The 11,501-nt window shown below is 61.9% G+C and carries 11 protein-coding genes; 10 read left to right on the forward strand and 1 reads right to left on the reverse strand.

Annotated features, from left to right (window positions below; genetic code table 11):
* Window positions 1-29 precede the first annotated feature (29 nt).
* Window positions 30-989, reverse strand: a complete 960-nt coding sequence (locus tag HGQ17_RS13130; protein ID WP_168888402.1) for a phosphotriesterase family protein — start codon at window positions 987-989, stop codon at window positions 30-32.
* A 148-nt stretch (window positions 990-1,137) separates the two neighbouring features.
* Between HGQ17_RS13130 and HGQ17_RS13135 the strand changes: the two genes are divergently transcribed.
* The 10 genes from HGQ17_RS13135 (at window position 1,138) to HGQ17_RS13180 (ending at window position 11,097) form a co-directional block, all read left to right on the forward strand.
* On the forward strand, window positions 1,138-2,334 hold the full coding sequence (locus tag HGQ17_RS13135) for an ABC transporter substrate-binding protein (protein ID WP_168888403.1): 1,197 nt from the start codon (window positions 1,138-1,140) through the stop codon (window positions 2,332-2,334).
* Between the two features lie 62 nt (window positions 2,335-2,396).
* Complete coding sequence (locus HGQ17_RS13140) at window positions 2,397-3,263, forward strand: branched-chain amino acid ABC transporter permease (RefSeq protein WP_168888404.1); 867 nt, start codon at window positions 2,397-2,399, stop codon at window positions 3,261-3,263.
* Window positions 3,260-4,300, forward strand: coding sequence for a branched-chain amino acid ABC transporter permease (locus HGQ17_RS13145; RefSeq protein ID WP_168888405.1), 1,041 nt, complete (start codon window positions 3,260-3,262; stop codon window positions 4,298-4,300). The genes HGQ17_RS13140 and HGQ17_RS13145 overlap by 4 nt, the downstream gene beginning before the upstream one ends.
* On the forward strand, window positions 4,300-5,115 hold the full coding sequence (locus tag HGQ17_RS13150; RefSeq protein ID WP_168888406.1) for an ABC transporter ATP-binding protein: 816 nt from the start codon (window positions 4,300-4,302) through the stop codon (window positions 5,113-5,115). Before HGQ17_RS13145 ends, HGQ17_RS13150 begins: the two co-directional genes overlap by 1 nt.
* Before the next feature lie 2 nt (window positions 5,116-5,117).
* On the forward strand, window positions 5,118-5,825 hold the full coding sequence (locus HGQ17_RS13155; RefSeq protein WP_138253987.1) for an ABC transporter ATP-binding protein: 708 nt from the start codon (window positions 5,118-5,120) through the stop codon (window positions 5,823-5,825).
* Between the two features lie 72 nt (window positions 5,826-5,897).
* A complete protein-coding gene (locus HGQ17_RS13160) occupies window positions 5,898-6,902 on the forward strand; it encodes an NADP-dependent oxidoreductase (protein ID WP_168888407.1) in 1,005 nt (334 codons plus the stop codon).
* 95 nt (window positions 6,903-6,997) lie between these two features.
* Entirely contained in the window at window positions 6,998-8,200 is a 1,203-nt protein-coding gene (locus tag HGQ17_RS13165) for an acetyl-CoA C-acyltransferase (RefSeq protein ID WP_168888408.1), read from the forward strand.
* On the forward strand, window positions 8,197-9,021 hold the full coding sequence (locus HGQ17_RS13170) for an enoyl-CoA hydratase-related protein (RefSeq protein ID WP_168888409.1): 825 nt from the start codon (window positions 8,197-8,199) through the stop codon (window positions 9,019-9,021). The genes HGQ17_RS13165 and HGQ17_RS13170 overlap by 4 nt, the downstream gene beginning before the upstream one ends.
* Complete coding sequence (locus tag HGQ17_RS13175; protein WP_168888410.1) at window positions 9,018-9,803, forward strand: SDR family oxidoreductase; 786 nt, start codon at window positions 9,018-9,020, stop codon at window positions 9,801-9,803. The genes HGQ17_RS13170 and HGQ17_RS13175 overlap by 4 nt, the downstream gene beginning before the upstream one ends.
* A gap of 61 nt (window positions 9,804-9,864) precedes the next feature.
* Window positions 9,865-11,097, forward strand: a complete 1,233-nt coding sequence (locus HGQ17_RS13180; RefSeq protein ID WP_168888411.1) for an acyl-CoA dehydrogenase family protein — start codon at window positions 9,865-9,867, stop codon at window positions 11,095-11,097.
* Window positions 11,098-11,501 lie beyond the last annotated feature (404 nt).

Here is an 11,501-nt window from a genome sequence, read left to right on the forward strand (position 1 = left end):
AGCCCCCGTCCGGGATGAAGGCAATCAACCTATTCGAAGTATCTGCGAGGATTCTCCACCAGGATGGTGTTGAGATCTGATTCGCTGACTCCGCGATCTTTCAGCGTGGGGATGACGTCCTCACTGATATGGCGGTAATTCCACTTCGGTGCCGCCTGAGCCCTGGCCTGTGGATCGAACCAGTCGATGAAGCAGGAGGCGTCATGGGAGATAGTGATCTTCTCGCTATAACCCCTCTCGACCAGCGCGACAATGGTGTCGATGCGCTGCTCAAAGGGCAGCAGCACATCCAAACCGAAGCGGTCCATACCCAAGAGTGAACCTGCATCGGCCAACTTGGTGAGATAGTCCAGGTCAGTGGAGTCTCCGCTGTGGCCGATGATCACCTTGCTGAGGTCCACACCCTCTTCTGCCAATACCCGCTGGGCCACCAGGCCTGACTCCGTATGTGGGTTGGTGTGCACGGTGATCGGTGCGCCAGTCTGGGCGCTGGCCTGACCGACAGCACGCATGGCACGCTCCACACCAGGAGTCAGCCCCGGTTCCTCGATAGCGCATTTCAAGAATGCGGCACGCACTCCAGTATCGGCAATCCCCTCAGTGAGATCCCTGATGAACAAATCGGTCAGCGGCTCCGGGACATCAAAGAGCAGCCCCGGGCCCTGGTGGTGGAACTGGAGGGGGATATCCCGGTAGGTGTACAGACCGGTGGCCAGCACGATATTGAGATCCAGACCTTCGGCGATCCGCTGGATCCTCGGAACATAGCGACCCAGACCCAGGACTGTGGGATCCAGAATGGTGTCGATCCCCAGCTGATGCAGCTCACTCAGCTGTCGACGCGCATCAGCGACTTTCTCTTCTTCATCCCAGTCCTGCTGGTAGTTCAGGCGGTACTCCTCGCCCAGCACGAAGACATGCTCATGAACCAGGGTTCGCCCCAGTTCGCGGGGCTCGATGAAACCTGTGGCAGTGGGGATGTATTCCATGTCACATAGCGTAGGTCAGAATCCATTGAATGTGAACACAGGTTCACTTCTCTCCAAAATGTGATTGACACCACACTCCCTGGCGGTTAGCTTAGGTCAAAGTTGATGTCATGTTCAGAATCACTCCTACCGAAAAGACACAGCCGTCATGTCACAGAAATCTCGTTCGACTCTTCGTCCCCTGATCGCCCTGAGTACTGTCAGCCTCCTAGCCCTGACCTCCTGCGGAAACGGAGGGGGCGACGGCGAGGGAGGCACGATCACCATCGGCGTTACCGGCCCCCAGTCCGGCGGTGGCGCCCTCTACGGCGAGAACGTCGAGGCAGGTATCCGCCTCGCTATTGCTGAGCTCAACGAACAGGGGGTGACCATCGATGGTGAGGAATACACCGTCGAGATGCGCGCCCTGGATGATGAGTACCAGCCCAATGCCGCAGCCACCAACGCCCAACGGCTGGTGGAGCAGGACGATGCCAGCGTGGTCTTCGTCCCTCATGCCGGCGGTATCCACGCCGCTCAGGAGATCAACACCTCCCGCAGTGAGTTCCTCATCGGCGCCTATAGCTCTGACCGGCAGATTGTGGAACGAGGCAATGAACTCACCTTCATGATCCCTCCGACTTTCGCCAGTTACTCTGAGCCGTTCATTGAGATCTTCCAGGACCAGGGTGCTGAGCGCCTGGGCCTGCTGGCCACCGCCAGTGAATACGGACAGCAGTGGACATCCATGATGACCCAGGACTGGGAAGACGCTGGCGGCGAGGTCCTGAGCAATAACAACTTCGACTACGGTGCAGTCTCGGACTTCGCCAGTGCAGTGGCCAGCGCACTCTCCGAGGATCCCGACGTCATCCTGGTCGGCGGCCCCTCTCAAACGACTGCTCTGGTTATCGAGGAGGCCCGGGAGCAAGGCTATGAGGGCGGGTTCATGATCATGGACCAGGCCAAGTTCGAGGAGATGGAACTCTTCACCGACCCCGAGAATCTCAATAACTCCACCGGAGTGAAACCCGTGGCGGAATTCGACGATCCCGGAACGGACGGGCTTATCGAGACATTTGCCGAGGAGATCACCCAGGAACGCCCAATCACCTCCGAGACATCACTGAACTTCCAGGCAGTCGCCTTGGTGGTCAAGGCAATGGAGCTCGCCGGCACCCATGAAGATCCCGCTGCCATCCGGGAGGCGTTGCCCGAAGCCACAGCCGAGGTAGACGATGTCTTCCGCGTCTCCGGGTTCCCCGATGTGGTCACCGACGAGGGCCTGTTGATCTCCGACACCCTCGAAGGGGCCTACCGCGACTCCGAGGGGAATTATGAGTATTTCCCCGTTGAGATCGAGTAGCTCGTCCTCACAGAAGTCCAGCATGTCCTGAACAGTCCCAAACTCTCTAGTGAGGACTCCGCATGACCCTGTTTGTCCAACAGTTCTTCAACGGGCTGTCACTCGGAGGAGTGTACTGCTTGGCCGCCATCGGCCTGACCCTGGTCTTCGGGGTGCTGCGCATTCCCAACCTGGCCCACGGCGCTCTCTATATGGTCGGCGCCTACCTCACCTATTTCTTCCTCACCTCAGCCGGGGTGCCCTATATTTTGGCCATCGCATTGGCTGCCCTGGTGCTGGCCGGAATCGGCATCGGCATGGAGCGAGTGGTCTTCCACCCGCTGCGCAATGCGCCGCATACCCACCATATGATCGCTGCCGCAGGTGCAATGTTCTTCCTGCACTCTCTGGTCCAGGCAATCTGGGGAGCTGACTTCCGGCGGATGGAATCACCGATCACCGGCCGGGTGGAGATCCTGGGCACTCAGGTCTCCTGGCAGCGGGTGACTATCGTGGTCACCGCCGTCGTCGTTCTCATTGCCCTGACCTGGTTCATCAAGAAAACCGTGCACGGGCAGAGCATCGAGGCAGTGGAGCAGGACCGTGTCGGGGCCTCCCTGGTGGGCATCAACCCCAACCGGGTCTCCATGCTGACCTTCGCCCTGGCCGCCGCCCTGGTGGCCGTGGCCGCAGGGTTGGTGGCACCGATCAACCTGCTCTACCCCACGATGGGTGATGTCATCATGGTCAAAGTCTTCGCCATCATCATCCTCGGCGGCCTGGGGTCGATTCCTGGAGCCATCGTCGGCGGCTTCACCCTCGGCCTGGCCGAGGTGATGGCCACAACCTATGTCTCGGCGGTAGCCGGTGAGGTCATCGCCTTCGTGGTGCTGATCCTGGTGCTTGCCATCAGACCCACAGGACTTCTGACGAAGGCGGTGCAACGATGAAGCTGACATTCTCCATCCGCGGAGTCGGCGCCCTGCTGGTGGCAGCGGCCCTGCTCTTCGCACCACTGATTCTGGCCGAGCAGAACTATCTGCTTCGGGTGCTGATCACCGGTATCACCTACGCCATCGCGGTCTACGGGCTCAACATCATCCTGGGCTTCACCGGCCAGCTCTCCCTTGCCCACGGTGGATTCTTCGGCATCGGCGTCTACACCATGGGACTGCTGACCACCGATTACGACTGGTCCTTCTGGTCTGCACTGCTGGCCGCCATCGTGCTCACCACTGTGGTGGGATTCCTGGCCGGACTGCTGGCGCTGCGGACCAGGGAGGCTTATTTCGCCATCTTCACCATGGCTCTGGGACTGATCATCTACATGGTCATCAGCCGTTGGGAGGATGTCACCCATGCCTACTCCGGTGTGCTGGGTGTCAAGCTTCCGGAGGACATCGGCCCGCTGGACTTCAGCGAACCGGCCACCTACTACTACCTCCTGCTGGTCTTCCTCGCCGCTGCCGCCTATGTCACCTATACCCTGCGGGTCTCCAATGTTGGACGCCGGCTGCTGGCCATCCGCACATCCGAGGACCTCGCCAGTTCCATCGGCATCAATGTGGGGCTGAACAAACAGCTGGCCTTCACGGCATCGGCGGGCTTCGCCGGACTCGGCGGGGCACTGTTCGCCTCCGCAGAAGGATTCATCGGTCCCAACTCCTCCTCCATCGACCTCACCTTCGAACTGCTGATGTTCTTGCTTGTCGGCGGTGTGGCCACCGTGATGGGACCGATTGTGGGCACCCTGCTGGTCCTGATGCTCTTTGAGGCTTTTCAGGACTTCCAGGCCTACCGGTTCATTCTGCTGGGGCCGGTGATCATCGCCCTAGTGATCTACGCACCGCAGGGGCTCATTGGGCGGCTCAATCAACTCACCTTCTACTGGAAACGCCGCAGAGCGGCAGCCCAGAAGACCGCAGTCGGTGCGCCTGAGCAGAATTCCCCGGCCGATCCCCACAATGAGAAGACAGAGGTGCGCTGATGCTGATGCAGGTACGCGGACTGTCCAAGACCTTCGGCGGTCTCCATGCTGTCGAAGACGTCAGCTTCGATATCGCCGAGGGGGAGATCACCGCGATTATCGGCCCCAATGGTGCCGGGAAGTCCACCCTGTTCAACCTGATCACCGGGTTCTACCGTCCCACAGCGGGATCGGTGACCTTCAAGGCCAAAGACATCACCGGTCATCCGGCCCATCGGACAGCCCAGGCTGGGGTAGCCCGGACTTTCCAGACCACCAAGCTCTTCGAGCACAGCTCGATTGCCGAGAATGTTCTGGCAGGCTGCGCGGCCGGATCCCGTTCCACACTCATCGACGCCGTTTTCCGCACCCCCCGGCATCGCCGGGAGGAGAAGGCGAGTATGGATAAGACCCTGGAGCTGCTGGAGTTCACCGGCATCCTGGAGTTCAAAGACGAGATCGCAGCCAATGTGCCCCATGAGGTGCAGAAGCGGGCCGCCGTCGCCCTTGCCCTGGCCACCGAACCCGAACTGCTGCTGCTGGATGAACCGGCAGCCGGTATCACCGAGGATGAGACCGCCCGATTCGGGCAGTTGATCCGGCAGATCGTGGCCCGCGGGGTCACTGTGGGGCTGGTGGAGCACAAGATGTCACTGATCATGAGCCTGGCGGACAATATCTTGGTCCTTGACCAGGGCCGCAGAATTGCCTGGGGTACCCCCGAGGAGGTCCGCTCGGACCCCCGCGTGATCGAGGCCTATCTCGGTGCCGGCAGCCAGGGCTCCACGTCCCAAGAGGACGGCATTCAGGAACGGACCCCAGGACAAGGAGCCTAGCCATGCTTGAAGTACGAGACCTCTGCGCCGGTTATGACACTGTCGATGTCCTCCACAATGTGAACATCACCGCCGAGGCCGGACGCCTGACCCTGGTTCTGGGCGCAAATGGTTCGGGGAAGTCCACCCTGTTCCGCACGATCAGCGGCCTGGTCCGCGGCCGAAGCGGCAGCATCACCTTTGAGGACAAGTCGATCAGCAAGCTGTCCTCAAACCGGATTGTTCGCGCGGGAATTGCCCATGCTCCTGAGGGCCGGCATCTGTTCCCTCAGTTGAGCGTGGAGAAGAACCTCACCCTGGGCAACTACGCCAGGCGCAGTTCAAAATCCGAGCTCAAAGAACTGCTGACCCGGGTCTTCGATCTTTTCCCCATATTGCAGGAGAAACGTTCCCAGGCCGCAGGCTCACTCTCGGGTGGGCAGCAGCAGATGGTCGCTATCGGTCGGGCGCTGATGTCCGATCCCAAACTGTTGATCCTCGATGAGCCTTCCATGGGTCTTGCCCCGATGGTCACCGAACAGGTGCTGCAGGCGGTGGCCGAGGTCAATTCTGAGGGCACCGGGGTGCTGCTTGCCGAGCAGAATGCACAGGCCGCACTGGGCTTTGCCCACTACGGATATGTCCTGGCTGAGGGCCGAGTGGTGCTCTCCGGGGCGGCCTCAGACCTTCAGAACGATCCCGAGGTGCAGAAGGCCTATCTGGGGGTCTGACAGAACTTGAACTTGACCTCAAGTTCTAGATAGGCTCTGTGGTACAGATCTCATTCAGAGGGAGACCCAATTATGCCGACCACCACCACGTCTGTTCATCTGGCCCAGCGGCCCACCGGCCTGCCGGTGGAGGAGACCTGGGAGATCCGCCACACCGAGCTGCCCGATGAGCTGGAGGAGGGTCAGTTCCTCGTCGCGGTGGACTACATCTCTCTGGACCCGGCGATGCGCGGCTGGCTCAACGATGTCCGCTCCTATATCCGGCCGGTCCAGGTGGGCGAGCTGATGCGGGCCAATGCCACAGGCAAAGTCACCGCCTCCCGCCACCCCGACTTCTCCGAGGGTCAGGCTGTTGCCGGCCCCTTCGGCGTGACCGAACACGCCATCAGCGATGGCACCGGGGTCACCGCCATCGATACCCAGTTGGCTGCTCCGCCCACCTGGCTGGGTGCCCTGGGCATGCCGGGCCATACCGCCTATTTCGGCCTGCAGGATGTCGGCGAACTGAAATCCGGTGACACAGTGCTGATCTCCGGTGCCGCCGGTGCGGTGGGCAGTGTTGCCGGCCAGCTGGCCAAGGCCCAGGGCTGCACCGTCATCGGTGTCGCCGGTGGAACTGAAAAGTGCCAATGGCTTGAAGAAATCGGCTTCGACGCCGCAGTGGACTATAAGAGCGACAATGTGCTCAAGAAGCTGCGCGAAATCGCCCCCGATGGCATTAATGTCTTCTTCGACAATGTGGGCGGGGAGATTCTGGATGCTGGGCTGGCGAATCTGCGCCGCGGCGCCCGGGTTGTCATTTGCGGTGCGATCTCCTCCTATAACGAGACCTCCCTTCCCCCGGGCCCCAGCCGTTATCTCTCGCTGCTGGTCTTCCGGGCCAAGATGCAGGGCTTCGTGGTCTTCGACTACGCCGACCGCTACCCGGAGGCGGTGGAGAAGGTCGGTGAGCATATTTCCAACGGCACCCTGACTGCTCGTGAGACAGTTCTCGAGGGCGGGGTCACCGCCTTCAACGAGGCGCTGCAGGGGCTTTTCAAAGGGGTCAATACCGGAAAACTGGTCCTGAAGGTCTGAAGCTGCAGCGGCTTGAGACCAGGCCCTGACCCCGCAGCATCGCCCACATTCGATTCGTTCTACCAGGACGTTCTACCTAGGAGAGGAGCCTCACCGTGAGAGAGGCAGTCATCGTATCCACCGCTCGGACCCCCATCGGCAAAGCGTACCGGGGGGCGTTCAACGACACCCAGGCCCAGGAGCTGGCCGGACACGCGATCTCCCATGCAGTCTCCCGCGCCGGGATTGATGGCGCGGAGGTCGACGACGTGGTGCTGGGGGCGGCCCTTCAGCAGGGCTCCACCGGATCGAATATCGCACGTCAGGCAGCACTGCGAGCAGGCCTGCCGGATTCAGTGGCCGGCATGTCGGTGGACCGGCAGTGCGCCTCGGGCCTGATGGCCATTGCCACTGCTGCCAAGCAGATCATCCACGATGGCATGGAGGTCGCCATCGGCGGTGGTGTGGAGTCCATCTCCCTGGTGCAGAACGAGAAGATGAACACTCACCGGCTGAAGGATCCGTGGCTGGTGGAGAACGTGCCGGACCTCTACATGCCCATGCTGCATACCGCTGAGGTGGTCGCTGAGCGCTATGGGGTCAGCCGTGATCAGCAGGATGAGTACGCGCTCTCCTCCCAGCAGCGCACGGCCGAGGCTCAGCAGCAGGGCAAGTTCGACGACGAGATCGTCCCGCTGCCCAGCACGAAACTGGTTCTGGACAAGGAGACCGGCGAAACTCACCAGGAGGAGGTCACCCTCAGCAAGGATGAGGGCAACCGGCCTTCCACCACACTGGAGTCCCTGACTGGCCTGAACCCGGTGCTGCCCGATGGTGATGTCACCGCGAAGTCCACGATCACCGCAGGTAACGCCTCCCAGCTCTCCGACGGCGCCTCCGCTTCGGTGCTGATGAGCGCTGAGGCTGCCGCTGAGCGTGGCCTGACCCCGCTGGGCACCTACCGCGGGATGGCAGTGGCCGGCTGCAAACCCGATGAGATGGGTATCGGCCCGGTCTTCGCCATCCCGAAGCTGCTCAAGCAGCACAACCTGGAGATCGGCGATATCGGCCTCTGGGAGCTCAATGAGGCTTTCGCCTCTCAGGCGGTCTACTGCCGGGACAAGCTCGGCATCGACCCCGAACTCTATAACGTCAACGGTGGCGGTATCTCCATCGGCCACCCCTATGGCATGACCGGCGCCCGCCTGACCGGTCACGCTCTGATCGAGGGTCGCCGTCGTGGTGCCCGCTATGTGGTGGTCACCATGTGCATCGGTGGAGGCATGGGTGCTGCAGCCCTGTTCGAGGTGAACTCATGAGCGATATCCTCACCAGCGTTGATCAGGGCGTAGGCACGATCACCCTGAACCGGCCGGATCGCCGCAATGCCCTCTCCCCTGCCATGGTGGATGGGCTCAGCCAGGCCCTGACCGATATGGAGGCTGACTCCGCTGTCGGTGCGGTGCTGCTCACCGGTGCCGGTGGGGCTTTCTGCTCCGGCGGGGACGTCCAGGAGTTTGAGGCCCGCGGCGGCGAAGGCGGCGGTGGTGACACTGTGGACAAGGAGGCCGAACAGCAGCAGCTGGACCGGCAGTTGGCCACTGTGGGTCGCCTCTACCGCTTCCCGAAACCGGTTGTGGCTGCCCTTCCCGGGGCGGTTGCCGGTGCCGGTATGGGTTTCGCCCTGGCCGCGGACCTACGGATCGGCAGCCCCCGCACCCTGTTCGCCACCGCTTTCGCCGGAGTCGGACTCGGTGGGGACTTTGGGGTCGCCTGGCTGCTTCACCAGTTGGTGGGCCCGGCCAAGGCTCGCGAACTGATGTACCTCTCCCCGCGGGTGCGCGGTGAGGAGTGCCTGCAGCTGGGCCTGGTCAACACTCTGGTCGAGGAGGATCAGCTCAGCGACCGGGCAGTGGAACTGGCCATCCAGCTGGCGCATGGGCCTTCGGCGGCATTGGGTGCGATGAAGCAGAACCTCCTGCAGGCTCCGCATTCCACTTTGGAGGATGCCATGGGCCCGGAGGTCGCCCGCCATAAGGAGACTGGTCTGACCCAGGATCATAAGGACGCGATCAGTGCCTTCGTCCAGAAGCAGACCCCCACCTTCAAACCCGGTTGGCATGAGGGAACCTCATCATGAATTTCGAGGGCGCGGTCGCAGTGGTCACCGGTGCTGCCGGTGGAATCGGTGCAGCATTGGCCAAGGCCTTGCATGCCCGCGGCAGCAGTGTGGTGCTCACGGACCTCACTGAGGAGGCTGTGCGGCAGCGGGCCGATGAGCTCAATGCGATCCGTCCGGACAGTGCCGTGGCTCTGGCCGGGGATGCGGTGGAGTCTGAGCATATTCAGGCCTGTTTGGATCTGGCGGAGCAGCGTTTCGGTCCGGTGGATCTCTATGCCGCCAATGCCGGAGTCGGCGGTGGGCTCGGTCTGGAGGCCACTGATCAGCAGTGGCAGCAGGCTTTGGATGTGAATGTTCTGGCCCATGTTCGTGCTGCCAGGCTTTTGGTCCCGCAGTGGCTGGAGCGCGGTTCGGGGCATTTCCTCTCCACTGCCTCGGCTGCGGGACTGCTGACCCAGATCGGCTCAGCCACCTATGCGGTCTCCAAACATGCGGCCGTGGCGTTCTCCGAGTGGCTTTCGGTCACTTATGGTTCCCGCGGCATTGGGGTCAGCTGCCTGTGCCCCATGGGGGTCAATACGAATATGCTGCGCGGCCCCTCCACTGCTACCCGGGCAGTCACTGACGCCGGGAAGGTTTTGGAGCCCGACGACGTCGCCGCCTCGGCCCTTGATGCCGTGGCCAAGAATGAGTTCCTGGTCCTGCCTCATCAGGAGGTCCATGAGTTTTGGCGGCGTAAGAGCTCCGATTACGAACGCTGGTTGGCGGGTATGCGCCGCTACCAGGATTCATTGGTCTGATCGAAGTCGAGCCGGCCCATGGGAGTACGACTTAGGCACCCTCAATCTATAAGGAACCGTCATGGATTTTGAGCTTTCTGACCGCTGCAAGGACTACCAGGAGAAGCTGCTGTCCTTTATGGACGAGCATGTGTATCCGGCCGAGGCGACTTATGCCGCCCAGATGGCTGAGGCCGATTCCCCGAATGTGCAGCCGCCGGTTCTGGAGGAGCTGAAGGTCGAGGCCCGAAGCCGGGGTCTGTGGAATCTCTTCCACCCCCATGAGAACGCCGAATGGGGCAGCCCGGGGCTGAGCAATCTGGACTATGCTCCGCTGGCTGAGATTATGGGGCGCAGTCCACATCTGGCCCCGGAGGCCACGAACTGCAATGCCCCGGATACCGGGAATATGGAGGTCCTGGAGCTCTTCGGAACCCAGGAGCATAAGGAGCGCTGGCTCAAGCCGCTGCTTGATGGGGAGATCGCCTCGGCCTTCTGTATGACCGAACCGGCTGTGGCCAGCTCGGATGCCACGAATGTACAGCTGCAGATGGTCAAAGACGGCGATGAGTATGTGCTCAATGGGCGCAAGTGGTTCGCCTCGAATGCCCTGCACCCGCATGCCAAGGTCCTGATCGTGATGGGTAAGACCGACCCCGAGGCTTCGACGCACCGTCAGCAGTCGATGATGGTGGTGCCGATTGATGCACCGGGTGTCACGATTGTCCGTGGTCTGCCGGTCTTCGGCTATATGGACCGTGAGGGTCATGCCGAGATCATCTTTGAGGATGTCCGGGTTCCCTCCAAGGACCTCCTGGCCGGTGAAGGTGAAGGCTTCATGATCAGTCAGGCCCGCCTGGGTCCTGGGCGGATCCATCACTGCATGCGCTCGATCGGTATGGCGGAGCGTTCCCTGGATCTGATGATCCGCCGGGCCCAGGAGCGGGAGACCTTCGGTGCTCCAGTGGCCGACCGGGCCAATATTCAGGACTGGATCGCCGAGGCTCGGATCGAGATTGAGATGACTCGGCTTCTGGTGCTGAAGACGGCCTGGCTGATGGACACTGTCGGCAACCGTGAGGCCCGCACTGAGATAGCGGCTATTAAGGTGGCGGCTCCGCAGATGGCCCTGAAGATCATCGACCGTGCCATTCAGGTCCATGGTGGTGGTGGGGTCACCGACGACTTCCCGCTGGCCAGCTTCTACGCCCACCAGCGCACCCTCCGCCTGGCCGATGGTCCAGATGAGGTCCATAAGCGCAGTATCGCCAGGATGGAACTGAAGCGGATGCACAACCTCGTAGCCGCGGGCTAGAACAACCAACCACAACGAGGGCGGGGCAATCCATCTGGGTTCGCCCCGTCCTCGATTTACATTCCACGGGCTTCGCAGCGGGGTCACTATGGAATTTTCAAGCTACAGCGGCCAGTCCGTTTCCGGGGCCAGGTAGTGAAGTTCTTGTGGCACGTCCGGCCACCACTGCCTTCCTCCATCCCCGGCTCAGTTGAGGGGGAGCCGAGCGGTGGAGGGTGGGCAGGTTGGGGTTAGGCAGCGTCGTCTACCGCCCAGTCAGGTGGTGGGCCAACATCCCAGCCAGTGGCCACCACGTCGTAGGCACCCGGTTCGTCGAGTTCGTGGAACCAGACTTCGTCCTCCACCCCGCTGGGCTGGCCTGGTGGGTGATCCGATCGATCCCGGTCTGGTGGGTGGTGCTTGTG

Source organism: Nesterenkonia sedimenti, from assembly GCF_012641515.1.
In the GTDB taxonomy this organism is placed as follows: domain Bacteria; phylum Actinomycetota; class Actinomycetes; order Actinomycetales; family Micrococcaceae; genus Nesterenkonia; species Nesterenkonia sedimenti.